Raw genomic sequence first — 25,300 nt, 5'->3', positions numbered from 1 at the left:
TCAATAGTCTCCCTTGTCAACGATCGCACCCGTCGACGGGTCCAGCCGAATGCAGGGCTGCCCTGCCGACGTCCAGGCCGCGATGCCTCCCGCCAGATGAGCCGCGTCTGCGCCTGTTTCCTTCATGAAAGTGTTGAGCGCCATTCTGGACCGTTTGCCAGATCCACACTGAAACACGATCCGCCTGCTTCCATCCGCAGGAATCGCTTTCGGTTCAAACGTGGATAAGGGGTGCAGCAATGCGCCATGAATGCGTTGGTTTGCGAATTCTGCAGGCTCGCGGACGTCGACCAATACGATCTTGCCAGCCTTGAGGTCTGTAAAGACACTTTGCGGTGTCAGGTCATATTTATCAGCCATGATTTTTTCCTCTGCCAAGCCACCGGTCGCATTCGCGCAGTCGGTCTTTGATTTAGCTCACTGCCATCGTGACCTATATAGGTAATATTGCGTATTTGCGAAAGTGCTAATATACAACATGTTTCCGGCAAGGAGGATTGGTCATGGCGAACATTGTAATTCTCGGCGCGGGCCTAGGCGGATTGATCGCCGCCTATGAAATCAAAAAGACCCTCGGGCGGGACCATCAGGTTTCGATCATCAGCGAAACGGACTACTACCAGTTCCAACCTTCCAATCCCTGGGTGATGGTGGGGTGGCGGGATCGCAAGGACATCACGGTCGACTTGGCAAAACCCCTCCGCAAGCGAAACGTCAACTTGATTGTCGGCAGGGCAGAGAAAGTTGATCCCGCGCACAAATGCGTGCGTATGCCGGATGGGTCGCAGGTAGAATACGACTATCTGGTCATAGCCACGGGTCCGGAACTCGCCTTCGATGATGTCGAAGGCCTGGGCCCGAACGGCCACACTCAATCGGTCTGCCACATCGACCATGCCGAAGCAGGAGCCTCGGCCTTTGAGGCGTTTTGCAAGAATCCGGGCCCAATCGTGATTGGAGCGGCACAAGGGGCTTCCTGTTTCGGGCCAGCCTATGAAACCGCGATGATCATTGAGACCGAACTGCGCAAACGCAAGATGCGCGATCAGGTGCCGATCACCTTTATTACTCCCGAACCCTATATCGGTCACCTCGGCCTCGATGGTGTGGGCGATACCAAAGGTCTGCTCGAAAGCGAGATGCGCAATCGCCATATCAAATGGATACGCAACGCCAGAGTTCTTGGCGCCGAAGCCGACATGGTACGTGTTGAGGAGTTGAACGAAGATGGCTCTGTCAAGCAAACGCATGAACTGCCGACCCGGTACACTATGCTCATGCCACCTTTCAGGGGGGTCGAAGCCGTGCGTGATGTCGAGGGCTTGGTAAACTCCAAGGGTTTCGTGATTACGGACGACTTCCAGCGTAATCCAGAATGGCCGGATATCTTTGGTATCGGCGTCTGCATCGCGATTCCCCCCATGGGGAAAACGCCCGTGCCAGTTGGCGTACCCAAAACAGGCTTCATGATCGAATCCATGGTGGAAGCAACCGCCCGCAACATCGCGCAGCTTATCGAAGGAACCCAGCCAACACACAAGGCGAGCTGGAATGCGATCTGTCTCGCTGACTTCGGCGATGGCGGCGTGGCGTTCGTTGCGCAGCCCCAGATCCCCCCTCGCAATGTTAACTGGTCGGCTTCCGGGGGATGGGTACACTTGGCCAAGGCGGGATTCGAAAAGTATTTCCTACACAAGCTGCGTACAGGCCGGTCTGAAACCTTCTATGAAAATGCAGCGTTGGGTCTACTGAAGACTCATAAATTGAAAGACCCTTCCTGATGCCTGATCACCAGCATATTGTTTGCACCAAATGTGGCGCTGTAAATCGTACGCCCATAGGGGGTAGTTTGGCGAGAGGCCATTGTGGATCGTGCAAGGGTGACCTTGCCAGCGATGCTCCCGTCGAAATCAACACGAAGATTCTCAACCGACTCATGTCCCGTGACGAAGGCAGTTTTCTCCTGGATGTATGGGCCCCTTGGTGTGGACCGTGTCGGATGATGGCGCCTTCATTTGCTGAGGCCGCAAAGCACTTTGATGGCAATCTTCGCTTCTTCAAACTCAACACGGAAGCCCATCCGGAAGGTGGAGCCGCTTTGAATGTTCGCGGCATTCCTGCCCTCCTGTTGTTCCAGGACGGCAGCGTGATTGATCAGCGGTCTGGTGTAATGACTGCGCCCACAATCATCCAGTGGGTGAATAGCCTGAATATTCTGAAAACCAGCGCCTGACAGTATCTGACGAAAGGAAACAGATATGAATCTTGATCGTGCCGTACTCGCCTTTGCCGGATTGGTCGTTCTGATCAGCCTCGCATTGGGATACTGGGTATACCCCTATTGGTTCCTGCTGACTGCTTTTGCGGGGCTTAACATGTTTCAGGCCGCCTTTACCGGTTTTTGTCCGGCCGCACTGGTCTTCAAGGCTATCGGCATACGGAGCGGCAACGCCTTCAAATAACGTTTGAGAGATTTGAGTTCGACCTTGGGTCAACAGCACATCACAAGGGCGACGTCCGCCGCCAGCTATCGCACTAAGCTTGATGGCTCATCGCTTGTCGCAAACTGAAGGCCAACATGGAAGCCGTCTGCCGAAGGATCTCGCCTTCATCAATCGACGGTTCGTCAAACACCATCTCGACTACTGCATACCCGATCTCAACACTCAGCCTCGCTGATGGCAGGATACGTCCATGATCAAGATCAGGTCGTGTTTTGATTATCCGTTCCGCCAACAATCGCGCAACATGTCGGTGAGACTCAACCCTGACACCCGCCAATACAGGCGTGGCATGCATGGACCGCATAATCCACGCGCCTGCTTTGGTCTGTCGAGTTACCCGTATTGTCTCGAGGAGTAGCGTTTCGATTTCGGCCTCAAGATTGCTCAAGTCACCTGCGTCAAGGCTCCAATTCTCCATCAAAATATTCTGCTGAGCCATCAGTCGCTCGCCCAGTTCTTTCAGGACCGAATATTTGTTCGGGAAGTAGCGGTACAATGCCGGCGGCGTGAGTTCAGCTCGTCTACAGATCATGTTTGTCGAGAGCTTCTCGAACCCGACCTCCTCAATCAAGTCAGCCGCGGCGATCAAAATCTGCTCAAGCGTGTCTCGACTTCGCTGCTGGTTAGGCGCGGATCGTCTTGTGGTGTTGGGTTCGATTTTCGTTGTCATCACTCAAACGTACTTCATTGACAGTTCAAGGGCGGCTGCCTATCGATAGTCATCGCTACCATTTTGGGGAGGTTGGCGCAATGGGAGTATCCAGACGGATAGTGGTTCAAGCTGGCCTTGGACTCACGGCAGTATCTGCCGTTCCAATAGTTCAACACGTAGCGTGGGGCACGAGAGACTATGTCCGCGACGACTACGCTCCAGATCATCCTGAGCCACCTATTGGCGAAGAGAGTTGGAGAAACTGGTCAGGCGCGCAAACTGCCACGCCCAAACAGTTTCGGTCTCCAGCGTCAGCTGCCGAACTTTCGGAAATCATCCGAACTACGCCAGGACGCATCCGCCCAAGAGGCAGCGGCCATTCTTTTTCGGGGCTCGTACCCAGTGAAGGAGTTATTCTGGATGTTGGGCAGCTCGCCGGCTTGAAAGCCTATGACCCTGTAACTCAGCGCGCGACCTTTGGCGCTGGAACCGTTCTGTTCCAGGCAGCATCCCAATTGAATGAGATTGATCGGGCCTTTCCAAACCTTCCCGACATCGTCGACCAAACACTCGCGGGATCCTTCTCGACCGCCACCCACGGCACAGGCCAAACCCTGACCGCACTTCATGACTACATCCACTCCTTCAAACTGGTAACTGCCGACGGCAGTCTGTTGAACGTCACGGCCGATTCCAACCCCGATCTGTTTTCTGCGGGCAAAGTCTCTCTCGGTGCGCTGGGCGTGATCAGCGAGTACACGGTTGAGACCATCCCCTCCTTCAATCTGAGGCGTATCGTCAGTGCAGAGCCCATAGATGCCGTACTCGATGACGCTTTTTCTCGTGCCAGCTCATATCGAAATTTCGAATTTTATTATCTTCCAGGTACGGGACTCGCTGCCAGTATCACTCACGATCTGCATCACGGAGAGACGACCGGCCTGGAACCTTCCAACGATGACGATGAAATGTTGGAGGGCCTTAAACAGCTACGGAATGAATTCGGGTGGTGGCCCTGGCTCCGAAAACGCATTGCGCAATCTGCTCTTCCCAGCGGCACGATTGAAGATGTCAGTGATGCCTCCCTCCAGCTCCTGGCCACGACCCGCCCGATAAAGTTCAACGAAATGGAGTATCACCTCCCTTGGGACGATGGTCTCAAGGCCTTGAGGCAGATCATCAAAATGATGGATCAGCGAAAGCACGTCTTCTTTCCCATGGAGGTCCGGTTTACCGCTCCCGACGATGCCTGGCTTAGCCCGTTCCTTGGTGGCCCCCGAATATCCATCGCGATCCATGCGGCAGTCGACGAAGCCTATGATTATTTCTTCAGCGAGTTCGAACCAGTTTTCAGAATGTATGGCGGCCGCCCCCATTGGGGCAAACACCACAGCCTGCAACGCAAAGATTTGGAAGCTCTCTATCCGGACTTTACCAAGTTCGCAGACTTGCGCCGTTCGCTCGATCCGACTGGAAAATTCCTGAACCCCCATCTCGCCGATGTGTTTGGAGTTCCCTTCAATGCCTGAACTTAGCAGAAGGACACTCTTGATCGGAGGAACAGCTTTAGCAGGAGTAGCAACTCTCATGTCGAAACCCAGTGACAAGAGCGGACCAAGAGATCCTTATTTCTTGCAAATGCAAAAAGCTCTCACCGATGCAGGGATCGCAACACCGACCCTGGTGATCGATCGCGCACGGCTCAACGCCAATATTGATACGCTGAAACACCACCTGCCGCAGGGCATGGGATATCGTATTGTCGCCAAGTCCCTGCCATCGCTTCGATTGATTGACCATATTTGCAAGCGAACCGACACGGATCGGTTGATGACATTCAATTTACCCATGCTGCTGGCACTGAGCACGGAAATGCCCGAAGCCAGCCAGTTGCTTGGCAAGCCCCTGCCCGTTCAGGCTGCGCGCCAATATTTTCACAAACTACCGCCCGAGCGTTCTGATGCGGCAGGCCGCGTCCAATGGCTCATAGATACTCCGAAGCGACTTGAGCAGTACCAGGATCTCGCAAAGGATGTTGGTCGCACCCTGAATATTAATCTGGAACTGGATGTGGGACTCCACAGGGGCGGCTTCGAACCAGGTTCGGAGTTGGGGGCCGTGTTGCACGAAATAGAACTGGATCCGAATTTGGAATTTGCGGGTTTCATGGGTTACGAACCGCATATTCCCAGCCTGCCCACAAGCTTGGGCTGGCGCGACAAGGCGCTCGCAGGAGCTTGGCGTTCATACAGAGCGGCGCTTGATCAAGCCGCTGAGGTGTTTGGCAAGGAAGCCATAGAGCAAATCACCCGAAACGCAGCAGGCAGTCCAACCTATCGCTACTACGAGGACACTTCGATTGCGAATGAAGTCTCTGCAGGGTCGTGCCTGATGAAGCCAACGCATTTTGACACTGAATTGTTGGAGCCCCATACGCCCGCGAGCTTCATTGCAACACCGGTCATCAAATCTTTTGCCAGAACACGAATGCCCGGCCTCGAGTTCGCCGACAACACCAAACGGGCGTGGGATCCGAACTACAGCAAGACCATATTCATTTATGGAGGCCACTGGCTCGCCGACCCGGTTGATCCGCCCGGCCTGGAATACAATTCGACGTTCGGACGCTCCTCCAACCAGGAAATGCTGAATGGTGGGCCGGAGCTGCAAATCGCGCCAGACGAGTTCGTATTTCTTCGTCCGCACCAGAGCGAAGCAGTCTTCCTGCAATTCGGGGATATCGCCGTTTACGAAGACGGAGAAATTGTGGACTCCTGGCCCGTCTTTGAGGCTTCAGCTTAGACTGTTTCATCAGTATCTTCAGCCAGGAGCGTGAGACTGCTCCGCAACGCCTCGTCCGCTTCAGCCAGACCGTTGCGGGGTATCATGGCAACTTCCAGAGATCGGGTACGCAGGGCGACCTGGATCACGCCGCGTCTGTCGAGATCTTTGAAGCGGGTCGGGACACGCCGGACATAGTGCCACCAACCGCTCCGATCCTTTAGGAATTTTGATCCAAGTGAGAAATGCTTCATCGCCGTTTGTAGTGCAAAAAGTTTGCATTTTGTGGTGCAAATTGTAGTGCACGACCGGCGAACAGATATGGAGTCCCTCAGGCTTCTCCAGTATTTTCAATGATTTCAAGGGATGTGTCAGGCGTCACCCTGAAAGAAATGGCGCGAGTGACGCGCCCGGTAATCGTGCTTGAAATTAAATTAATTCAACGCACTATGGCGCTCGAAACTTCGCTTGTTGTGCAGATTGTTTGCAATTTGTAGTGCAAACTGTGGTGCAGCCCTTTCGTGTTGTCAAAGTTCGACGCTGCCTATCAGCGACATTCGCATCGCTAACATGATTTGCTGGCCGTTCAAATTCGCGCTGGAGCGTAGCCATGCAACTTTTCGCTCGGGACTGACCCGCGGGTCTGGGTTGATCCTGCTCCGTTACGACAAACCTTGAGTGCTCAGAGGTTCTTTCTTGATTTAAACCCCTATGGGGTATAAGTGGTAGTCATGAACTTTGTTGTCGCAACTCTCGTGACGGTATTTTTCAGCCTGTCGCAGGTGCTCTGCGCGTGTCCCGTCGATATGTCGGCGACGAACAGCATGGCAACCGAGTTCACCGCTCATTCTCACCAGGCGCCCGCCGATGGGCCTGAGGCGCCCTGCGATGATGAGACTGATCACTGCAAGCTTCAGACAGCAACGGTCGCCCAAGCCGACAAGACGGCGAACCCGGTCCAGCACGTATTAGGCGATACGACGCCCATCGGGCTTGCTACACCCTCATGGCAACACGCATGGAAGCGCGTCGTCAATGTCCGCACGCCCTGGCCTGAGGCCCGAAGTTACCTGCTGCAACAAACGCCAGTCACATTGAAGGTGCGTTCCCTGAGCTGATTTCGTGCGTCGCTGCATTAGCAGCCCGATTGCATAAATTCACCTCATGGAGACGATTATGTTGAACAGACGACGTATGTTGCAGACGGTGCTCGGCACCGGCGCAACCTTGGGGGCAAGCAGCCTCCTGCCCGCTTGGGCAAAATCTTCCAGCAACGGAAACCTTGGTGTGCCCTCGCTTTCGGGCACGCGCTTCGACCTCGAAATCGGGCGGTTCCCGGTCAGGCTCAACGGCAAAGCCGGTATGGCGACCGGAATCAATGGCACACTTCCCGGCCCGCTCTTGCGTTTGCGCGAGGGCGATGACGTTACAATGAACGTCACCAACCGGCTTGCCGAAGACACCTCGATCCATTGGCACGGACTGCTTGTCCCCTTCCATATGGACGGCGTGCCGGGCGTCAGCTTCCCGGGCATCAAACCGGGCGAAACGTTCAAATATCAATTCAAGGTGCCGCAAAATGGCACTTACTGGTATCATTCCCATTCTGGTCTGCAGGAACAACTCGGCCATTACGGTCCGATCGTCATAGATCCGGCAGGTACAGACCCAGTGGCTTATGACCGGGAATATGTGCTCGTCCTCAGCGACTGGAGTTTCACGCATCCGCACCGGATCTTCGACAAGCTCAAGAAGAATGCCGAGAGCCTGAATTTCAACCGCCCGACCCTGTCGAACCCAACCGGACTTGGCGGCATGTGGGGGCAGATGCGAATGAGCCCGCGCGATCTCGCAGACGTGACCGGCGAAACCTACACCTACCTGATCAATGGCCATTCGACGGCCGATAATTTCAATATGGTCTTCCAGCCGGGCGAGCGGGTTCGCCTGCGCATTATCAACGCCTCCGCCATGACCCTCTTCAATGTCCGCCTCCCGGGCTTGCCGATGACCGTGGTCCAGGCCGACGGCCTGAATGTCCAGCCGGTTGAGACCGACGAATTCCAGATGGGCGTGGCCGAGACGTATGATGTCATCATCGCGCCAACCGAAGCGCGCGCCTACGCCTTTGTTGCCGAATCGATCGACCGCTCCGGCCAGGCCGTTGCCACGCTCGGCCCGCAGGCCGGCATGCGGGCCGATGCGCCTGCGCTTCGTCCCGTGCCCATGCTGACCATGCGGGACATGGGAATGGCTCATGGAGACATGGCGGGCATGTCAGGCATGGGGGGCATGGATCATGGTCGGGACACCCCGACGGCCGAGGACGACATGAAAGGCCACGACATGGGTGCCATGTCGATGATGCCCGACCCTCATGGTCCGGCGGTCCAGCCCGTCAAGATTGAAGCAGATATAGAGCGCGGCCCCGGTGTCGCAAAAGTATCAGGCATGACGATGAGCCGCTTGGGCGAACCCGGTCTCGGGCTTGATGATGTCCCCCACCGCACGCTCACCTATAACCAGCTTCGCGCGCTCGACATGAATGAGGACCATCGCCCGCCTGGCCGCGAAATTGTCATTCATCTGACGTCGAACATGGAACGCTACATGTGGTCGTTCGACGGTGTAAAATTCTCCGAGGTAACCGAGTCAATCAAGTTCTACGAGGGTGAACGTGTTCGCCTGACGCTCGTAAACGATACAATGATGCCACACCCGATCCATTTGCACGGCATGTTTTTCGATCTTGTGAATGGCGGTGGTCATCACATGCCTCGAAAGCACACAGTAACGGTCAAGCCTGCAGACAGGGTCAGCGTCGACATCACCGCAGAACATGTCGGTGACTGGGCGTTCCACTGCCATCTGCTTTACCACATGCACGCTGGCATGATGCAGGTCGTCAGCGTCATTCCGCCAGCAGACGATACGACACCAGCTGAAAAAATGCCGGCAGGTCAGATGAATATGCCCATGGACCATCACGGCATGAACCATGGGGAGGGAAAATCATGATGAAACCGAATTTGGCAGCCCCTCTCCTCCTCGGCTTCGCGCTCTACGCGACCGGCAGCGCGTTCGCGGAAGACACAAATCAAACCCCGCCCTGGGATCAGGCCGACGCCATCTACGGCGAGGATGCAATGGCGGACGCTCGCCGGGACGTTCTTGCGGAAGGCGGAGACCAGAAGAGCTTCTACATCCTCTTCAACCAGCTCGAGGCTCAGATGTCTGACGAGGGCGACAGTTTGTACTGGAACGGACAGGCTTGGTATGGGGGCGATATCAACAAGCTCTGGTTCAAGAGCGAGGGCCGCGCCTCTCTGAATGGAGAGGGCGTGGATGATGCCGAGATCCAGGCGCTCTATTCCCGCGCGGTTGCGCCTTTCTGGAATGTTCAGGCGGGCGTTCGCTACGACATCGAACCGGATAGTCTCGCGCATGGGGTCGTCGCACTGAATGGTCTGGCGCCCTACTGGTTCGAAGTCGACGCTTCCGCCTTTCTCAGTGAAAAAGGCGATGTAACGGCCCGCATCGAGGCTGAATATGAGTTGCTCCTGACCCAGCGGTTGATCTTGCAGCCTCGGATCGAAGCAAATCTTTCCGCGCAGGACATACCGGAAAGGGAAACGGGCGCGGGACTTAGCACACTCGATGCCGGCTTGCGGCTTCGTTATGAAATCAGGAGGGAGTTTGCGCCTTATGTCGGCGTCGAATGGCAAAGCGCCTTCGGTGAGACACGCGACATGATCAAAGCCGCAGGCGGTGAAGGCGACGATATCGTCTTTCTCGTGGGCCTGCGGACCTGGTATTAGGAGAACAAAATGGGCGGTTTCATAGAACCCAATATTCACCCCGTGCTGGTGCATTTTACCTATGCCCTCGGCACATCTGCAGCCTTGGCATATGTGGCTGGCCTCCTCGTACCTGCAGGCCGCTGGCGCGACAGCCTTCGACCGGCCGCCGACTGGATGCTGGCATTGGCTGCCTTGGCGGTTCTGGCCACCATCGCGGCCGGGTTTCAGGCCTATTACAGCGTTGCTCACGATGCGCCGTCCCATGAAGCGATGACAACCCATCGCAACTGGGCTGTTCCCACGGGCCTCGCATTACTGGCCCTCGCCGGTTGGCGCTGGCTGAGAAGGGCCTCGTCGCCCGGCCCGGTATTTGCGATCAGTGCCCTGGCGGTGGCAGGTCTTTTGACGGTTACAGCGTGGTGGGGAGGCACAATTGTCTACAAGTACGGACTTGGCGTGCAGACCCTTCCTGAAGCCAGCGGGCCAGGCCACGATCATGATCATGGCGGCGGAGCCGGTCATGGCGACCAAGGCACCGTAAATTCAACAGACGATCATCAAGACGCTCACGGAGCGCCTCCATCCGACACGATGGATGGATCATCGGCGAGCGGCGATGGACATGATCACGACCATACCGACGGTGCAGCTGATCGAGAAATGTCAGGCACGGTCCCCGCCGGACACGACAACTCCGACGGCCATCACGACACCAAACCGGTCTCGACTGATGAACAGGCGATCCTGGATATCATGGCCGCGATCGAAACCGGTTGGGAGACCGGCGATGGCGAACTGTTCCGACAGAACTTTCTCGACTGGTCAGGCGCCCGGTACTTTGAGTCAGGCGGCGAGAATACTGGCCTGCTCGACCTTGTCGAAAATCATGTCGAGCCCGAAAAAGATACCATTCCGGATCTCGAACTCGACTTCTCGAATATAGACGTGCAATTCGAGGGAAGTGACTTTGCATGGGCTGTCGCGGACACAGCGATCAGTGGAACGTTCAGCTCCAATGGCGAACGCCTGGAGCGTATCGGGAAACAAACGGTGCTGTTCCGCAAGGTCGCCGGCACCTGGCAGGTCATTCACACGCACTCGTCCTCCCGTGCGCCGCGATAAGGAGGAAATCCAAACTGCCGCTTGCCGGCCAAGTTGAAAAGCAACCGGCAAGCGGCGATGATATTGAATATACCCCCCAGGGGTATTATACTATGACTGTCCTACTTGCTCGTGCCTGGACCGCTGGAGGTCAGAATGAAAATTATCCCCGTCGGACACTCGCTGTCTCTGTTCCTGCTCGTCAGTTATTTGCTGTGCGTCGGCTGGGGGAGTGTGACGCCGTCCAGCCTTCACATGCATCCAGCATGGCAGGATCTACTGCCCGGATTTGAGTTTGGAACGCTGACTGGTTTCCTGATCGGCCTTGTCGAGAGCTATCTCTATGGCTGGTACATCGCCCTTCTGTTCGTTCCCTTGTTCAACTTCTTCAACCGAAACAGCAGCGCATAAAAGTGATGCATACCCTCATCCTGTGAAGCACTCCTGCTGAAAGAGTCAGAGCCATGACCAACGACACTTCTCACGCCCATTCCGGACATGCGTGCCATCACAACGATCAGGCCGCTCCAGAGAAGCCCGATGATGCCTATGACAAGGTTCCGATCGGCTATGCCGGCACCGTCTGGACCTGTCCCATGCATCCGCAGGTACGCGAAACTGCCAATACAGGCTGCCCGATCTGCGGCATGGCGCTCGAACCGGAAACGGTGACGGCCGAGCAGGATACCAGCGAACTGGATGACATGACGCGGCGCTTCTGGGTCGCCCTTGTCTTCTCGGCGCCACTGCTCGCCTTTGTCATGGGCGAAATGATTCCCGGCAGCCCGCTCAGGCACTGGATTGATCCGACATGGAGTGTCTGGCTTCAGGCCCTGATCGCGACTCCCGTTGTCGTTTGGGCCGGCTGGCCTTTCTTCGTGCGCGGCTGGCAATCCGTGAAGCGACGCAACCTCAACATGTTCACCCTGATCGCGATGGGCGTCGGCGTGGCCTATATTTATTCCCTGGTCGCAACATTCGTGCCTGGCATATTTCCCGATTCATTCCGTGGGCATGGCGGCGCGGTAGCAGTCTACTACGAGGCGGCCGCCGTCATCGTTACGCTGGTTTTACTTGGCCAGGTGCTCGAACTGCGCGCGCGCAACGCCACCTCAGGAGCCATTCGTGCACTGCTGGAGCTTGCCCCTGCTACTGCGCGCAGGATTGCTGACGATGGCAGCGAACAGGCTGTCGATCTCGCGGATGTAAAGTCTGGCGACAAGCTGCGGGTCCGGCCAGGTGAGAAGATCCCGGTCGATGGCGAGGTCGTCGACGGCCATGGGTCGGTTGACGAGTCCATGGTCACCGGCGAACCCCTGCCCGTCGAAAAAGCCGCTGGCGCCCGTGTGACCGGCGGCACGGTCAACGGAACCGGGTCGCTCGTTATGAAGGCGACACATGTGGGCGAAGACACGCTCTTGTCCCAGATTGTCCGAATGGTTGCCGCCGCTCAGCGGTCCCGAGCTCCAATCCAGCGGCTCGCTGATCTCGTCGCTGCCTGGTTCGTTCCGGCTGTTATTGGAATTGCAATCCTGACCTTTGTCGTGTGGGCCGTGTTCGGACCCGACCCGGCGATGGCTTTTGCGATCGTGAATGCCGTTGCCGTCCTGATCATCGCATGTCCCTGTGCGCTAGGTCTGGCAACCCCGATGTCGATCATGGTCGGCACGGGCAAGGGCGCGTCCAACGGCATCCTGATCAAGAATGCTGAAGCGTTGGAGACGCTTGAGAAGGTCGATACGATCGTGGTCGACAAGACCGGGACGTTGACGCTCGGACGCCCCGAACTGGTACGCGTCCAGCCAGGCGAAGGCTTCGACGAAGCCTCGTTGCTTAGTCTCGTAGCGGCGGTGGAACGTTTGAGCGAGCACCCACTTGCCGACGCGATCGTGCGTGGCGCAAAAGGCAAGGGCGCGCCTCACAAGGATGCGCACGGATTTGAATCCGTCACTGGCGAAGGTGCGCAGGCAAGCGTCGACGGCCAAACCGTCGCCATCGGCAACAGAAAGATGATGCAGCGGATCGGGGGCTGGTCTGACGACCTCGGGACACGCGCTGACCAGTACCGCACCGAAGGCCAGACGGTTATGTTCGCCGCCGTCGACGGAAAACCGGCAGGCCTTGTCTCTGTGGCGGACCCGATCAAGGAGACGACACCGGAAGCCATCAGACGTCTTCATGCCGAAGGGTTGAAGATTGTGATGTTGACAGGTGACAATGAGACGACAGCACGCGCGGTCGCCGACAAGGTCGGCATCGATGAGGTTCACGCCGACGTCTCGCCTGAAGACAAGCATCGGATCGTGTCCGAACTCCAGAAGAACGGTGCCCGCGTGGCCATGTGCGGTGACGGCATAAATGATGCGCCCGCGCTCGCTCAGGCGGATGTCGGAATCGCCATGGGAACCGGAACCGATGTGGCCATGGAGAGTGCCGGTGTAACGCTTGTGAAAGGCGATCTGATCGGGGTCGCAAAGGCCCGGGAGCTCAGCCACGCCACGATGCGCAACATCCGCCAGAACCTGTTCTTCGCGTTCTTCTACAATACGCTTGGCGTGCCGGTTGCCGCTGGCATTCTGTATCCCTTCTTCGGCTTGTTACTGAGCCCGATGATCGCGGCGGCCGCCATGAGTTTCAGCTCCGTATCTGTTATCGGCAACGCCTTGCGGCTGAGAACCCTTAAACTCTAATTTTCCGGAGCACAGACATGTCCAGACCACTTGCTATGAGCGCGCTCGGTGCGCTGATGATTGCAGCCCTGATAGCGGGCGTGATGCTCTTCTCCGCGTCACCCGCAGCCAACGCGCAAACAGTCACTGTACACAAGACGCCATGGTGCGGTTGCTGCGCCGCCTGGGTGGACCACCTGCATGACGAGGGTTTCTACGTCATCGTGAAAGAGGAAGAGGACCTGACACCCATTCGGTCACGGCTTGGTGTTCGGGATGAACTGATGAGTTGCCATACCGCAGAAGTCGACGGATATGTCGTTGAAGGTCACGTTCCCGCTCGGGAAATACGACGCTTGCTCGAAGAAAAGCCTGACGTCAACGGCGTCTCGGTGCCCGGCATGCCGCAAGGCTCTCCCGGCATGGAAACACCGAACGCGCCAGATCGGTATGATGTCATCATCTTCTCTGGAGAGGATGCCAGGACATATGCCTCCTATCGGGGAACGCAATTGGTCTCCGAACAGGCAAGACCATGAGTGAGGATGACTACAAGCAAGGGTCACTGACGCTGGCGGGCACCGTCGCCATGGGGACGGGCGTGATGATCGGTGCCGGCATCTTTGCCCTGACCGGTCAGGTCGCTGAATTTGCCGGCGACCTGTTTCCGCTCGCCTTCCTCACGGCAGCCATCATCAGCGGCTTCAGCGCCTATTCCTATATCAAGGTCTCCAACAAGTATCCTAGCGCCGGCGGCATCGCGATGATACTCCGCCGCGCTTACGGCCCGTCTACCGTGACCGGAAGCGCCGCCCTGCTGATGGCGTTCTCGATGATCATCAATGAAAGCCTGGTCGCCCGCACGTTCGGTACGTACACGCTGCAGCTGTTTGGCGTCGAGGGCGGCATATTCGTCCCCTTGCTGGCAATCGGACTGATTATCCTGGCTTTCGTGATAAATATTGCCGGTAATCAGGTGATCGGCGGCGTATCGAAGGTCACGGCTATTCTCAAGATTGGTGGCATACTGATTTTCGCGCTTATTGCGATCTGGGCTGCCGGATTCAGCTTCCAGCCAGCAGCAGATGGTTTCGCTGACAGCACATCTGCCGGTGGATTCCTGGCCGGCGTCGCGCTCGCCATCCTGGCCTATAAGGGATTCACCACCATCACGAACAGTGGCGACGAGGTGAAGGAACCGACCCGCAATGTCGGGCGGGCCATCATGATCTCGCTTGCGATCTGCACTTTCATCTATCTCCTTGTCTGTTTCGCTGTCGGATCAACCCTCACTGTCTCGGAGATTGTTGCGGCGAAGGACTATGCTCTCGCCGAAGCGGCCCGGCCAGCACTTGGAAACTATGGATTGTGGTTCACAGTAACGATTGCGATCATCGCGACAGCTTCAGGCCTGCTTGCCAGCTTGTTTGCCGTCTCCCGCATGCTCGCCATGCTGACCGACATGAACCTGATTCCGCATAGACATTTCGGCATGCCCGGAACGGTACAGCGTCATACGCTCGTCTATACGGTTGTGGCTGCCGGATTGCTCGCGGCTTTCTTCGATCTCAGTCGCATCGCTTCGCTTGGCGCAATCTTCTATCTGGTCATGGATATCATCATCCATTGGGGCGTCTTCCGGCATTTGAGACGGGATGTCGGCGCCGCACCCGCAATCCTTATCTGTGCGATGGCACTCGATGCCGTCGTCCTGATCGCCTTCATCGCCCTGAAGTGGCAAGCCGATCCAGTCATCATCATGATCGCGGCTTTCGGCATGGCTGCAGTCTTTTTATTCGAGCATTTCTTCCTGAAACGTCTTCGCGACAATCCTCCCGGAGAGGAGTCCGGAAACGACCAGCACAAAGCCCACTCATGATCATCGCAACCTTGATCGGACTGCTCACTTTTGTGCTGGCAAGCACGGTGCATTATCTCGCACTGGCGCATCTGCACCGACGCCTGAACCATGAAGCGCGTTCAGGTCTCCCGATCGTTGTTTCGGGTATCGTAGGTGCAGGCCTGGCGCACCTCGCTGAGGCAGCGCTCTATGCAACCAGCTTTACGCTACTGGATGCCTTTGACTTGGGTGGTTTCAAGGGCGGCGAAGCGGACGGGTTCATGGACATATTCTATTTCTCCCTCGTCAACTACACATCGCTTGGGCTGGGCGATATCTATCCAACCGGACATTCGCGGTTCCTGGCGGGACTGGAATCACTCAATGGTTTCCTGCTGATTTCGTGCTCGGCATCCTTCATTTTCCTCCTGATGCGAAACCAAATGGATGGTCCAACTTCGGGCGGAATTCAAAAATCGGATTAACTCGGAACCTGTTCACACACTTCTCCGTTAGTCGTGGAAATACCCCACCACTGTATAAGGAGGATGTTGAAAGTGGATATGAAGAACAGTTATTGGCGGTTTGGCGCAATGATCATCACATCGATGATCGTGATGTTTGGGCTGATGTACCTCAACACCTATGCGTGGGAGCATGTTCGCTGGAGCGAAACGCGCTTCTACATGGCCTTCATCATGGGCGCCGCGATGGCCGTCGTGATGCTGAGCTTCATGCTCAACATGTACAAGGACAGCCGGATCAATTTCGGCATTTTCATTGGCGCTGCGGTCGTGTTCGTCCTGGCCCTCTGGCTGGTGCGCAGCCAGAGCACTGTCGACGACCGGTCCTACATGAAAGCGATGATCCCCCACCACTCCATTGCCATCATGACAAGTGAACGCGCCGGCATCGAGGATGTCCGTGTGCGCGAGCTTGCCGACGAGATCATCACGGCGCAGCGCCGCGAGATCAAGGAAATGGAATGGCTGATTTCCGACATCGCGGAGAATGGCCCGGCATCGACGGAAAGGGAGGCGGCGAGCCGCCCCGTTCCCCCCTTTGAAGGCACGCTCAATCCAGACGACGCTGCCGGGGCAGCCATCGCGGAGGACTAACGCGCCTTCCACGTCCAGTCAGACCCATTCGATCCCGAAAAGGAGCGAAACAGAATGAGACTTGAAAAGATCAAGACACAGGGCCTTGCCCACCTTTCCTACTTCCTGAGCGCCGATGGCGAAGCTGCGGTCATCGATCCGCGGCGTGACATCGACATCTATCTGGACCTCGCCCGTGAGGAAGGCTCTGTCATCAAGCACGTCTTCGAAACCCACCGGAACGAGGACCTGCTCTCAGGCGCCCCTGTCCTGAAGGAAGAGACTGGCGCAAAGGTCTGGCACGGGCCGAACCCTGAAAAGCCGATCCAGTATGCAGCCGAGACGCGGGAAGGCGACACGTTCGAGATTGGCGGCGCGCTCCTGAAGGTGCTTGAAACGCCCGGGCACACCGACGACAGCCTGTCCTACGTGCTTTATGACAAGAGCTTTGAGGAAGGCCCGGTTGGCGTGTTCACGGGCGATGCCCTGTTCATTGGCGATGTCGGGCGCACGGACTTCTATCCCGACCGCAAACGCGAAGTCGCCGGCCTGCTCTATGACAGCCTGGAGAAACTGATGAGGCTCGGCGACCAGTGCCTCGTCTATCCCGCGCATGGCGCCGGTTCGGTTTGTGGCTCGGGCATGGCCGACCGGGAGTTTTCCTCCATCGGCCATGAAAAGCTCAACAATCCGAGCCTGCAGATCGATGACCGGGAGGCTTTCATCGACGCCAAGGTAGCCGAGAACCACTACATCCCGCCATACTTCCGGCGCATGGAAGAGGGCAATATGGAAGGCACCGAAGCTGCGCCGCCGGCGCCCCTGCCCGCTTCCCCGGCCAGGTTGCTCGATCCGGGCGATGCGGTCTGCCTCGATGTCCGTGGCATATTCGACTTTGCCGGCGGACACCGCACGGGCTCGCTCTGCATCCCGGATGACATGCTTGCCGCCTTCGCGGGCTGGTTGCTGCCAGGCGACAAACCGGTGCTGCTGGTAGCGCGCGATGACGACCAGGCGGTCGATGCGGCCACCACGCTTCAGCGGATCGGCTTCGACAATGTGAGCGGATTTGTCAGCGGCGCCATGCCCGTGGCGGTCCAGAACGGCCCGCTCGACACACTCGACTTCGTCGATACCGAAACCGTCGCCGCGCGCGTAGACAACCCGCCGGCTGGCTGGACCCTGCTCGATGTCCGGGCCATCGACGAATATGAGAGCGGCCATATCAAGGACAGCAAGCACGCTTATGTCGGCAAGCTGCCTGATGCGGCCAGTGACCTCGACCCGGACAAGCCCGTCACCGTCATGTGCGGAAGCGGCGCCCGGGCCACCATTGCCGCCTCGCAGCTCATGCGGAAGGGGTTCTCCGAGGTCGATGTCTATATCGGCTCGATGAAGGCGTGGACCGCAGCTGGAAATGCCATTGAGTGATGACTGTCAGTCCATCTTGGGCTGAACCTTTCGTTTCTGACGCATGAAGAGACTGGAAATTGCTTCACGAGGTCCCCATATGGATACCCTGTATGGGGTATTTGCCATGAAGACTGAAACCAAAGAGGCCGCGACCCGAAGGCTTGCCCGCATCGAGGGACAAGTGCGCGGCATCACGAAGATGGTGTCCGACGATCGGTATTGTATTGATGTCATTCGTCAGGTGCAGGCTGTGAAGGCCGCGCTTGTCGGCCTCGAGGCCGTTATCCTGGATGACCATATCGCAACGTGTGTGGATCATGCCCTGACCGGAAGCAATGTCGATGACCGGCGTGAAAAGGTCGAGGAACTTGTTGCTGTGCTTGGTGGCCGCAAGAAGTAGCGGCCTCACAGTTTGTTGAAATGAAAGTTTTAATCTTTTCACGTATTTGAACAATGATGCAGTTTGTGACCCGCCTCCTGACACTGTTTGCCGCTGCCTTCATGGCGGCTCATCCGGTCATGGCGTGTCCATTGATGGTCGGGACCTCCGAAACCGCGCCGACTGAAATGAGCAGCAATCACCCCTGTAATGACATGGCGATGGAAGCCATGGCCGACACCGGGCATACAGATCAGGCATCATCGTCTGATTGCCCCGCGGGATACGACTGTGCACCCATGCTTATCCAGGCGCACAGTGACGCCAATCCAGTTGCACCTGTTGCGAATGTAGACGCAGAATTTGCTGCGGTTCTCGCTAACCCACCAAAGGCATTCCTGCCAGAGCGCGAAACGCTAAAGACCGGGCCTCCACCTCGGCTGGATATCGTCCAGCACACGCCAATATCGCTAAAGCAGCGCTTCCTGAATTGAGAGCGATGACCTGCGGCCGCCACAGCAGCCCGTCGTCATCGCTTCTCACAATTCAGAAGAGCCCGTTTTATCATGCCCCACATTTCAAGAATGCTGCTGGTCGCAGCGTTTGCCGCTGTGCCCCTGGCGGCGGTTGCCAACGCTCAGAGCTTTGCCGAGCTTGAAGCCCGTCTCGAGGCCCATCCAAGCCTCTCCGCTCTCGGTTACGATGCCGAGGCCGACCGGGAGCGTGCAGTCGCCTCAACCGCACTCCCGGACCCGGTCGTATCCCTCGGGATCAACAACATTCCGATTTTCGATCCCTCATTCGACAGTTACTTGCCGACCAATAAAGCCGTTGGTATCCGGCAACAATTTCCGAGCTTCGCGGGCCGTGAAGCCCGCGCCGGTGAAGCCCGGGCGATGTCAGCACAGACCGAGGCGGTTCGCGATGCCCGTTATGCGGCCTTGCGCGCCGAACTCATCGCTTTTCTCGCTGACAAGACTAGACTGACCAGGCAGAGATCCCTCGCCGAAGCGCGAAACGCCAAATATGACGAGCTTGTCGACATTGTCGAGGCCGAGATCGACGCGGGCCGCCCGGCCGTCTATCGCCTTGCCGAAATTGAAAGCGAACGGGCAGAAGTTTCCCGGACGCTTGTTGATCTTGATCGGCAGGAAGCCGAGACCGATGCGCGCCTGATCGAACTCGTCGGACTGGTCCCTTCGAGCGGCCTCCCTCCCCTGACTGAAAGAGACTGGTCCGGCGCAGCGCTTGAGTTCCACACCGTACGCATTGCCGACGCGGCCGTCCGCGTTACCGATTACGGTATCGACGAGGCCCGCGCGGCCTGGAAGCCAGAATGGGGGGCCCAGCTCACCTATCAACAGCGCGATGAAGGCGCGATGTTCGCGGGGGATGACTGGGTCTCCGGTATGGTGACTTTTACGGTTCCGCTCTGGGCCGAAAGGAAGCAGGCACCGAACTTGCGCGCCGCAAAGGCTGAGCGGGCCGGCGCCGAGCAACGCTACCAGGCTGCCGCGCGGAATGCGGCGGCCCAGTATGCGTCCCGGGACGCCATTATACGCGCGGCCGATGCCAGTATCGACGTGCTGCAGGTCAAGATTGCTGCCGTCGAAGACGAAGTCGAGGCCCAGCTGATTGCTTATGAATCCGGTGTTGGCGGTTATGCGCCGATCATCGACGGCGAGATCGCCATTCTCAAACTCCGGGCGGAAATCGAAGCTGAAACGGCCCGCAAGGCCGCTGCGATCGCACGCCTGAATGCCCTCCTGGTGACACAATGAAAAAGACATTCCTGATAATGGGCACCGCATCTGCCGCCCTCTTGCTCGCCGCATGCGGCGCACCGGGCGGATCACCGGGCGGCCAGGGTGAAAAACCGAACGCCTCGAGCGAGACGCAACGATACACCTGCCCCATGCACCCGCACTATATTTCGACCGATCCGGACGGCACCTGCCCGATCTGTGGCATGGACCTGGTGCCTGCCGACAAGACCCAGGAACCGACGAGCTCAACAGGGGAAATCCTGTACTACAAGCATCCCATGGGTAAGCCGGACACCTCGCCCGTTCCGAAAAAGGATTCCATGGGCATGGATTACATCCCGGTTTATGCCGATGACACCGGATCGGGCGTGGCCGTCTCGCCGGAAATGATCCAGACCATGGGGATCCGGACAGCACCTGCCGAGACCAGGGATTTCAGCCGTGTACTGAGAGCCTTCGGCACGGTCGAGACCAATGAACGGCTCGAAAATGTTACAGTCTCGCGGCTAGAAGGCTGGATTGAGAATCTGGCGGTCAATGCCGAGGGCGACACCGTCCGCCCCGGCAGTCTCCTCTACCGGATCTACAGCCCGGACCTGATCGCCGCGCAGAAAGATTATCTGAACTCGTTCAGGATCGGCAACGAAGCGCGCATCGCGTCGGTTCGCCAGCGCCTGCGCTCCCTTGGCATGCAGAATGCGGCCATCGACCGGCTGACCGAAACCCGCCAGGTCATTGAACGTGTTCCGGTTTACGCAGAAGCCGGCGGCACGGTTGCCGAGCTCCAGGTCCGCAATGGCGACTATGTCAAACCCGGCACGCCTATATTACGCCTGCAATCCTATGCCGATGTCTGGGTCATTGCCTCGGTGCCGGAGAGCGATTTGCCTCTGGTGGAAACAGGCATGCAGGCCGAACTCGATTTTCCGAGCGCGCCCGATGCCCCCGGCAAAGGCGAGGTCGACTATATCTATCCGACAATCGACCCGAAAACCCGTACAGCCGACGTCCGGATCGAAGTGGACAATGCGTCGGGCTATCTTCGCCCGGGCGCCTATGCGGACATAAGGCTGAATATCGGCGGCCGACCGCGTCTTTCGGTTCCAAGTGAAGCCATTCTGCTTGGTAGCGAGGGCGCCCGTGTCGTCATCGCCGAAGGCAATGGCCGCTTCTCCGGACGCGCCGTGCAAACCGGGATTTCGGCCAATGGCCGGACCGAAATCCTGTCGGGTCTGGAAAGCGGCGACATGGTCGTCGCCAGCGGGCAGTTCCTGCTCGATAGCGAAGCCAACCTGAAAGAAGGCCTTGCTAAGCTGGAAGCTCCAGATGCGAGTGCGGCCAGTCCGGAAACACCGCTCTTCGATATACCGGTGGACAGTAAAGCCCTCGCCGAAATCGATCACTTCACTGACATGGCGCTCTACTTCCACGAGGCCCTGACAGACGGGTATGACATCGATCCGCTATTCGTGGATCCGGCGCTCGCCCTGGTGCCAGTGCTGCGGGACCGTTACGCGAACACGAAACTGGCACCGGTCATGGATGCTACGCAAACCGCTCTCGCCGCCGCGCAAAACGCCACGGACCGCGAAAACCTTGCCACGCAACTCTCAGACCTGGTCGAGGCCTTGAAACCCTGGCTGCTGGAAGGCGCACCTCAGCATTACAGCGAGGCTGGTCTGGTGCTCTACCGGGACATGGCAACGGGCCGGTACTGGCTGCAGGAAGAAGCCAAACCGGCCAATCCGTACAGCGCAGATGGGGCCGAACGGATTGACTGGCCCAGGCCGATGGCCGGCATGTCGATGACGACCAATGACAGCGAGACTGGCGCTGACCAGGCCCCTGGGCATTCGGGGGACGGTCATGACTGAACGAAACGACAGAGACCTCGCGGGGCAAGACCCCTCCAGATCATGGGTGGCAAAGCTGATCTCCTGGTCGGTTTCCAACCAGCTCATCGTCCTCATGCTCGCCGCTGCACTGGCTGTGACCGGGTGGATGGCGATCCAGCGCACGCCGCTCGATGCAGTGCCGGACCTGACAGATACCCAGGTCATTATTCGTACCGATTTTCCGGGCCAGAGCCCGCAGATTGTCGAGGACCTCGTCACCTATCCACTATCGACGAACCTTCTCGGTCTGCCGAAGACCAAGGATGTGCGCGGCTCCTCAATGTTCGGCACCAGTTTTGTCTATGTCATATTTGACGATGATGTTGACCTCTACTGGGCCCGCTCGCGCGTGCTCGAAGCCTTGTCCCGGCTGGGGTCTGAACTCCCGGAAGGCGCCGTACCGCAGATAGGACCGGATGCGACCGGCGTTGGCTGGGTCTATCAGTATGCCTTGGTCGACAAAACCGGCAAGACCGATCTCGCCGAGCTGCGTTCACTCCAGGACTGGTTCCTGAAACTTGAACTCGCCGGAGTGGAAGGGGTCTCTGAAGTCGCTTCGGTCGGCGGTTTTGTCCGGGAATACCAGGTGCTACTCGATCCCAATCGCCTGAGAAGTTACGACCTGTCGATCACCCGTATCCGTGACGCGGTCCGCGCCGCCTCGAGCGAGGTCGGTGGCCGCGTGCTCGAACAGGGCGAAACGGAATATGTCATCCGCTCATCAGGCTATGTCGATGAGAAGCTTGATCTCGAACAGGTCGTGGTCAAGGCAGAGGATGGCACCCCCGTCCAGCTGAGCCATGTCGCCCGGATTGTCGAAGGCCCGGCCCTCCGGCGCGGCATTGTCGAACTCAATGGCGAAGGCGAAACGGTGTCCGGCATCGTGGTGATGCGCGATGGCGAGAATGCGCTGTCGGTGATCGAACGTGTGAAGGAGAAACTTCATAGTCTCCAGCGCGGGCTGCCAGAAGGCGTCGAGATTGTCACTGTGTATGACCGCGCGCCTCTCATCGAGGGTTCGGTCGATTATCTGAAAGACAAGCTGATCGAGGAAGGCATCGCGGTTGCGCTCGTCATTCTGATCTTCCTCCTCCATGTACGGTCGTCTCTGGTTGCCATCATCACCTTGCCGCTCGGTGTGCTCGGCGCGTTCCTGATCATGTCCTGGCAGGGTGTCACAGCGAACATCATGTCACTTGGCGGGATCGCCATCGCGATCGGTGCCATGGTCGACGCCTCGATTGTGCTTGTTGAGAATGCCAGCCGGAAAATGGCGGATCTGGGACCGAAACCCGATCCGAGCGTGCGCCGCCAGGCGCTGGTCGAGTCGGCTCAGGAAGTCGGCCCCGGCATATTCTTTTCACTCCTCATCATCACGGTCTCCTTCCTGCCCGTCTTTGCCCTGACCGGTCAGAGCTTCAGGCTCTTCAGTCCTCTTGCCTATACCAAGACCTATGCGATGGCCTTCGCGGCCATTCTGTCGGTGACACTTGTCCCGGTTCTGATGCTGTACCTGATGCGGGGTCGGTTCCGGCGCGAGGAAGCCAATCCCCTGAACGCCTTCTTCGTCTGGGCCTACAAACCGCTGCTCCATCTAGCCCTGAGGTTCAAATGGATCACGGTCGCCCTTGCGCTCGCGCTGACGGCCAGTGTCATCGTGCCGGTCCAGAGGATCGGCTCCGAATTCATGCCGGCCCTTTATGAAGGCGAGCTCCTCTACATGCCGACCACCCTGCCCGGCGTGTCATCCACCAAGATGCGGGAGATTCTTGGCCAGACAAACCGCGTCATCAAGACCGTGCCAGAAGTCGATCGTGTCTTCGGCAAGGCCGGGCGCGCCGATACCGCAACCGATCCAGCGCCCATCACCATGATCGAAACATGGATCAAGCTGAAACCGAAGGAGGATTGGCGGCCAGGTGTGACGGTCGAGGACATCACCGATGAGCTCGATGCCAAGCTGCAAATGCCCGGCCTTGTGAATTCATGGGGCTATCCGATCAAGATTCGCATGGACATGGTTTCAACAGGTGTGCGCACGCCCATTGGCATCAAGGTTACGGGCGATGATCTGACAGAGATTGAGACCATTGCCCGGGACATAGAAGCGGCCATTTCGGACGTACCCGGAACGCGCTCGGCCTTCGCCGACAGGGTCATGGGCGGCAAATATCTCGAGATCACGCCGGACAGGGGCGAACTCGCCCGGCGGAATATCGACATGGCAGCCTTCCAGTCCGTGATCCAAACCGCCCTGGGCGGCATGACACTCTCCCAGTCTGTCGAGGGCCGGGAACGCTATGACATCATCCTGCGCTATGATCGGCCATTTCGTGAGAGTGCCACAGACCTGGAAGAGATACTCGTGCCTGCCCCGTCCGGCGCCCATATCCCTCTCAGCGAACTGGCGGACATTTCCTATGCGGAAGGCCCGCCAATGATCCGATCGGAAAATGCCAGGCTGACTGGCTGGGTTTTCGTCGACATCGCGGACCGGGACATGGGCAGCTATGTTGCAGACGCCAGACAGGTGATTGCCAACGCCGTCGACCTGCCTGCGGGATATGCGGTGGAGTTCTCCGGACAGTATGAACAGATGCAGGAAGCGAATGCGCGGCTGAAAATCGCCATTCCAGCTGCAATTGCACTGATCTTCCTGCTGCTGATGCTACATTTCGGCCGGCTCGACCGGACCCTGATCATCATGGCCAGCCTGCCTTTCGGTCTGGTCGGCGGAATGTGGGCCGTCTGGCTGGCAGGCTACAATCTGTCAGTTGCCGTCGCGGTCGGTTTCATCGCCCTGGGCGGCATCGCTGTCGAGACGGCCGTCGTGATGCTGCTCTATATCGACGCGGAAGTCCGAAAGGCGAACCCGTCTGACAGGAGCCAGCTTTTCGCAGCTGTCAGCAAGGGCGCGGCCATGCGCGTCAGGCCGAAGTTGATGACGGTCACGACCATTTTTGCAGGTCTTGCCCCGATCTTCCTGACCGACGGCCTCGGGTCGGACGTCATGCGCCGGATTGCCCTGCCCATGCTTGGCGGCATGGCCTCGACCCTCATCCTCTCCCTGATCGTGATCCCGGCCATCTACTACATCCGGGTCGGGCTGCAGATTCCATCAGATTTACCCCGGGCCGAACCGGATAACCGGGCCGGCTCATTCACCCCCGAAGGAGAAAAACCATGACGAGACACCTGTTGAAAATTCCGCTTTTGTTTCCACTGCTTCTGAGTGGCGCCATGCTGCCGGCGGCCGCGCAGGATCGTTCACCAGACAGGATGATGATGGACGGCGGCATGATGGGCTGCGGCCTGTTCGGCACGGTGTTCATGCTGCTTGCTGTGCTCCTCCTCCTGCTCGGGATCGCTGCCCTCATCAAATATCTGAGGTCGAAATAATAGT

General features: G+C 58.0%; 25 protein-coding genes. 22 read left to right on the top strand and 3 right to left on the bottom strand.

Annotation, left to right across the window (positions count from 1 at the left end; all coding sequences use genetic code 11):
- Complete coding sequence (locus CFA77_RS07650) at nucleotides 1-360, bottom strand: rhodanese-like domain-containing protein (protein WP_206992943.1); 360 nt, start codon at nucleotides 358-360, stop codon at nucleotides 1-3.
- Nucleotides 361-503: 143 nt separating this feature from the next.
- On the opposite strand from CFA77_RS07650, the gene CFA77_RS07645 reads away from it, so the two are divergent.
- The 3 genes from CFA77_RS07645 to CFA77_RS07635 are packed head-to-tail and all read left to right on the top strand — an operon-like array spanning nucleotide 504 to nucleotide 2,462.
- Complete coding sequence (locus tag CFA77_RS07645) at nucleotides 504-1,781, top strand: NAD(P)/FAD-dependent oxidoreductase (protein ID WP_206992942.1); 1,278 nt, start codon at nucleotides 504-506, stop codon at nucleotides 1,779-1,781.
- Complete coding sequence (locus CFA77_RS07640) at nucleotides 1,781-2,233, top strand: co-chaperone YbbN (protein ID WP_366917504.1); 453 nt, start codon at nucleotides 1,781-1,783, stop codon at nucleotides 2,231-2,233. Before CFA77_RS07645 ends, CFA77_RS07640 begins: the two co-directional genes overlap by 1 nt.
- Before the next feature lie 25 nt (nucleotides 2,234-2,258).
- The gene (locus CFA77_RS07635) at nucleotides 2,259-2,462 is read left to right on the top strand and encodes a DUF2892 domain-containing protein (protein ID WP_206992941.1); all 204 of its coding nucleotides are present in this window, start codon (nucleotides 2,259-2,261) and stop codon (nucleotides 2,460-2,462) included.
- 73 nt (nucleotides 2,463-2,535) lie between these two features.
- Here CFA77_RS07635 and CFA77_RS07630 read toward each other — a convergent pair whose 3' ends face one another.
- Nucleotides 2,536-3,174 (bottom strand): TetR/AcrR family transcriptional regulator, encoded by a 639-nt coding sequence (locus tag CFA77_RS07630; RefSeq protein ID WP_206992940.1) that lies wholly within the window; start codon nucleotides 3,172-3,174, stop codon nucleotides 2,536-2,538.
- A gap of 80 nt (nucleotides 3,175-3,254) precedes the next feature.
- On the opposite strand from CFA77_RS07630, the gene CFA77_RS07625 reads away from it, so the two are divergent.
- Nucleotides 3,255-4,685 (top strand): D-arabinono-1,4-lactone oxidase, encoded by a 1,431-nt coding sequence (locus tag CFA77_RS07625; RefSeq protein WP_206992939.1) that lies wholly within the window; start codon nucleotides 3,255-3,257, stop codon nucleotides 4,683-4,685.
- A gap of 58 nt (nucleotides 4,686-4,743) precedes the next feature.
- Nucleotides 4,744-5,958, top strand: coding sequence for an alanine racemase (locus tag CFA77_RS07620; RefSeq protein ID WP_206992938.1), 1,215 nt, complete (start codon nucleotides 4,744-4,746; stop codon nucleotides 5,956-5,958).
- Here the strand turns inward: CFA77_RS07620 and CFA77_RS07615 are convergent.
- Entirely contained in the window at nucleotides 5,955-6,191 is a 237-nt protein-coding gene (locus CFA77_RS07615; RefSeq protein ID WP_206992937.1) for a hypothetical protein, read from the bottom strand. The two genes, CFA77_RS07620 and CFA77_RS07615, sit on opposite strands and share 4 nt — an antisense overlap.
- Before the next feature lie 477 nt (nucleotides 6,192-6,668).
- Between CFA77_RS07615 and CFA77_RS07610 the strand changes: the two genes are divergently transcribed.
- The 17 genes from CFA77_RS07610 (at nucleotide 6,669) to CFA77_RS07530 (ending at nucleotide 25,296) form a co-directional block, all read left to right on the top strand.
- Complete coding sequence (locus CFA77_RS07610; RefSeq protein WP_206992936.1) at nucleotides 6,669-7,055, top strand: hypothetical protein; 387 nt, start codon at nucleotides 6,669-6,671, stop codon at nucleotides 7,053-7,055.
- Nucleotides 7,056-7,113: 58 nt separating this feature from the next.
- Complete coding sequence (locus CFA77_RS07605) at nucleotides 7,114-8,955, top strand: copper resistance system multicopper oxidase (RefSeq protein ID WP_206992935.1); 1,842 nt, start codon at nucleotides 7,114-7,116, stop codon at nucleotides 8,953-8,955.
- Nucleotides 8,952-9,755: a copper resistance protein B gene (locus tag CFA77_RS07600; protein WP_034813580.1), complete on the top strand. Its 804-nt coding sequence runs from the start codon at nucleotides 8,952-8,954 to the stop codon at nucleotides 9,753-9,755. Before CFA77_RS07605 ends, CFA77_RS07600 begins: the two co-directional genes overlap by 4 nt.
- 9 nt (nucleotides 9,756-9,764) lie before the next feature.
- Nucleotides 9,765-10,859: a DUF2231 domain-containing protein gene (locus tag CFA77_RS07595; RefSeq protein ID WP_034827457.1), complete on the top strand. Its 1,095-nt coding sequence runs from the start codon at nucleotides 9,765-9,767 to the stop codon at nucleotides 10,857-10,859.
- A 135-nt stretch (nucleotides 10,860-10,994) separates the two neighbouring features.
- Nucleotides 10,995-11,249, top strand: coding sequence for a hypothetical protein (locus tag CFA77_RS07590; RefSeq protein WP_034798659.1), 255 nt, complete (start codon nucleotides 10,995-10,997; stop codon nucleotides 11,247-11,249).
- Nucleotides 11,250-11,302: 53 nt separating this feature from the next.
- Complete coding sequence (locus CFA77_RS07585; protein WP_256434968.1) at nucleotides 11,303-13,528, top strand: copper-translocating P-type ATPase; 2,226 nt, start codon at nucleotides 11,303-11,305, stop codon at nucleotides 13,526-13,528.
- Between the two features lie 17 nt (nucleotides 13,529-13,545).
- Nucleotides 13,546-14,046 carry a DUF411 domain-containing protein gene (locus CFA77_RS07580; RefSeq protein WP_034827461.1) on the top strand — a complete coding sequence of 167 codons (501 nt, stop codon included), beginning with the start codon at nucleotides 13,546-13,548 and terminating at the stop codon, nucleotides 14,044-14,046.
- Complete coding sequence (locus CFA77_RS07575) at nucleotides 14,043-15,386, top strand: APC family permease (protein ID WP_155138029.1); 1,344 nt, start codon at nucleotides 14,043-14,045, stop codon at nucleotides 15,384-15,386. Before CFA77_RS07580 ends, CFA77_RS07575 begins: the two co-directional genes overlap by 4 nt.
- A complete protein-coding gene (locus tag CFA77_RS07570) occupies nucleotides 15,383-15,832 on the top strand; it encodes an ion channel (RefSeq protein ID WP_155138027.1) in 450 nt (149 codons plus the stop codon). The genes CFA77_RS07575 and CFA77_RS07570 overlap by 4 nt, the downstream gene beginning before the upstream one ends.
- Before the next feature lie 63 nt (nucleotides 15,833-15,895).
- The gene (locus tag CFA77_RS07565; protein ID WP_081815021.1) at nucleotides 15,896-16,465 is read left to right on the top strand and encodes a DUF305 domain-containing protein; all 570 of its coding nucleotides are present in this window, start codon (nucleotides 15,896-15,898) and stop codon (nucleotides 16,463-16,465) included.
- Nucleotides 16,466-16,519: 54 nt separating this feature from the next.
- Nucleotides 16,520-17,875, top strand: coding sequence for a rhodanese-like domain-containing protein (locus CFA77_RS07560; protein ID WP_034827466.1), 1,356 nt, complete (start codon nucleotides 16,520-16,522; stop codon nucleotides 17,873-17,875).
- Between the two features lie 106 nt (nucleotides 17,876-17,981).
- Entirely contained in the window at nucleotides 17,982-18,257 is a 276-nt protein-coding gene (locus tag CFA77_RS07555; RefSeq protein WP_034798806.1) for a metal-sensitive transcriptional regulator, read from the top strand.
- Between the two features lie 53 nt (nucleotides 18,258-18,310).
- Nucleotides 18,311-18,730: a hypothetical protein gene (locus tag CFA77_RS07550; RefSeq protein ID WP_034827468.1), complete on the top strand. Its 420-nt coding sequence runs from the start codon at nucleotides 18,311-18,313 to the stop codon at nucleotides 18,728-18,730.
- 90 nt (nucleotides 18,731-18,820) lie between these two features.
- A complete protein-coding gene (locus CFA77_RS07545; protein ID WP_242517517.1) occupies nucleotides 18,821-20,017 on the top strand; it encodes a TolC family protein in 1,197 nt (398 codons plus the stop codon).
- Nucleotides 20,014-21,876, top strand: a complete 1,863-nt coding sequence (locus tag CFA77_RS07540; protein ID WP_242517516.1) for an efflux RND transporter periplasmic adaptor subunit — start codon at nucleotides 20,014-20,016, stop codon at nucleotides 21,874-21,876. Before CFA77_RS07545 ends, CFA77_RS07540 begins: the two co-directional genes overlap by 4 nt.
- The gene (locus tag CFA77_RS07535; protein ID WP_206992933.1) at nucleotides 21,869-25,084 is read left to right on the top strand and encodes an efflux RND transporter permease subunit; all 3,216 of its coding nucleotides are present in this window, start codon (nucleotides 21,869-21,871) and stop codon (nucleotides 25,082-25,084) included. Before CFA77_RS07540 ends, CFA77_RS07535 begins: the two co-directional genes overlap by 8 nt.
- Complete coding sequence (locus CFA77_RS07530; RefSeq protein WP_206992932.1) at nucleotides 25,081-25,296, top strand: hypothetical protein; 216 nt, start codon at nucleotides 25,081-25,083, stop codon at nucleotides 25,294-25,296. Before CFA77_RS07535 ends, CFA77_RS07530 begins: the two co-directional genes overlap by 4 nt.
- The last annotated feature ends 4 nt before the right edge of the window (nucleotides 25,297-25,300 follow it).

The sequence above is a fragment of the Hyphomonas sp. KY3 genome, assembly GCF_017309975.1.
In the GTDB taxonomy this organism is placed as follows: Bacteria; Pseudomonadota; Alphaproteobacteria; order Caulobacterales; family Hyphomonadaceae; genus Hyphomonas.
The sequence above is the reverse complement of the archived record's forward strand: the minus strand, read 5'-3'. Positions and strand labels throughout refer to the sequence as shown.

Bases quoted from the DNA above. Each gene is read 5' to 3' on its own strand.
- CFA77_RS07650 (WP_206992943.1), bottom strand. From the start codon at position 360: ATGGCTGATAAATATGACCTGACACCGCAAAGTGTCTTTACAGACCTC.
- CFA77_RS07645 (WP_206992942.1), top strand. From the start codon at position 504: ATGGCGAACATTGTAATTCTCGGCGCGGGCCTAGGCGGATTGATCGCC.
- CFA77_RS07640 (WP_366917504.1), top strand. From the start codon at position 1,781: ATGCCTGATCACCAGCATATTGTTTGCACCAAATGTGGCGCTGTAAAT.
- CFA77_RS07635 (WP_206992941.1), top strand. From the start codon at position 2,259: ATGAATCTTGATCGTGCCGTACTCGCCTTTGCCGGATTGGTCGTTCTG.
- CFA77_RS07630 (WP_206992940.1), bottom strand. From the start codon at position 3,174: ATGACAACGAAAATCGAACCCAACACCACAAGACGATCCGCGCCTAAC.
- CFA77_RS07625 (WP_206992939.1), top strand. From the start codon at position 3,255: ATGGGAGTATCCAGACGGATAGTGGTTCAAGCTGGCCTTGGACTCACG.
- CFA77_RS07620 (WP_206992938.1), top strand. From the start codon at position 4,744: ATGTCGAAACCCAGTGACAAGAGCGGACCAAGAGATCCTTATTTCTTG.
- CFA77_RS07615 (WP_206992937.1), bottom strand. From the start codon at position 6,191: ATGAAGCATTTCTCACTTGGATCAAAATTCCTAAAGGATCGGAGCGGT.
- CFA77_RS07610 (WP_206992936.1), top strand. From the start codon at position 6,669: ATGAACTTTGTTGTCGCAACTCTCGTGACGGTATTTTTCAGCCTGTCG.
- CFA77_RS07605 (WP_206992935.1), top strand. From the start codon at position 7,114: ATGTTGAACAGACGACGTATGTTGCAGACGGTGCTCGGCACCGGCGCA.
- CFA77_RS07600 (WP_034813580.1), top strand. From the start codon at position 8,952: ATGATGAAACCGAATTTGGCAGCCCCTCTCCTCCTCGGCTTCGCGCTC.
- CFA77_RS07595 (WP_034827457.1), top strand. From the start codon at position 9,765: ATGGGCGGTTTCATAGAACCCAATATTCACCCCGTGCTGGTGCATTTT.
- CFA77_RS07590 (WP_034798659.1), top strand. From the start codon at position 10,995: ATGAAAATTATCCCCGTCGGACACTCGCTGTCTCTGTTCCTGCTCGTC.
- CFA77_RS07585 (WP_256434968.1), top strand. From the start codon at position 11,303: ATGACCAACGACACTTCTCACGCCCATTCCGGACATGCGTGCCATCAC.
- CFA77_RS07580 (WP_034827461.1), top strand. From the start codon at position 13,546: ATGTCCAGACCACTTGCTATGAGCGCGCTCGGTGCGCTGATGATTGCA.
- CFA77_RS07575 (WP_155138029.1), top strand. From the start codon at position 14,043: ATGAGTGAGGATGACTACAAGCAAGGGTCACTGACGCTGGCGGGCACC.
- CFA77_RS07570 (WP_155138027.1), top strand. From the start codon at position 15,383: ATGATCATCGCAACCTTGATCGGACTGCTCACTTTTGTGCTGGCAAGC.
- CFA77_RS07565 (WP_081815021.1), top strand. From the start codon at position 15,896: ATGTTGAAAGTGGATATGAAGAACAGTTATTGGCGGTTTGGCGCAATG.
- CFA77_RS07560 (WP_034827466.1), top strand. From the start codon at position 16,520: ATGAGACTTGAAAAGATCAAGACACAGGGCCTTGCCCACCTTTCCTAC.
- CFA77_RS07555 (WP_034798806.1), top strand. From the start codon at position 17,982: ATGAAGACTGAAACCAAAGAGGCCGCGACCCGAAGGCTTGCCCGCATC.
- CFA77_RS07550 (WP_034827468.1), top strand. From the start codon at position 18,311: ATGATGCAGTTTGTGACCCGCCTCCTGACACTGTTTGCCGCTGCCTTC.
- CFA77_RS07545 (WP_242517517.1), top strand. From the start codon at position 18,821: ATGCTGCTGGTCGCAGCGTTTGCCGCTGTGCCCCTGGCGGCGGTTGCC.
- CFA77_RS07540 (WP_242517516.1), top strand. From the start codon at position 20,014: ATGAAAAAGACATTCCTGATAATGGGCACCGCATCTGCCGCCCTCTTG.
- CFA77_RS07535 (WP_206992933.1), top strand. From the start codon at position 21,869: ATGACTGAACGAAACGACAGAGACCTCGCGGGGCAAGACCCCTCCAGA.
- CFA77_RS07530 (WP_206992932.1), top strand. From the start codon at position 25,081: ATGACGAGACACCTGTTGAAAATTCCGCTTTTGTTTCCACTGCTTCTG.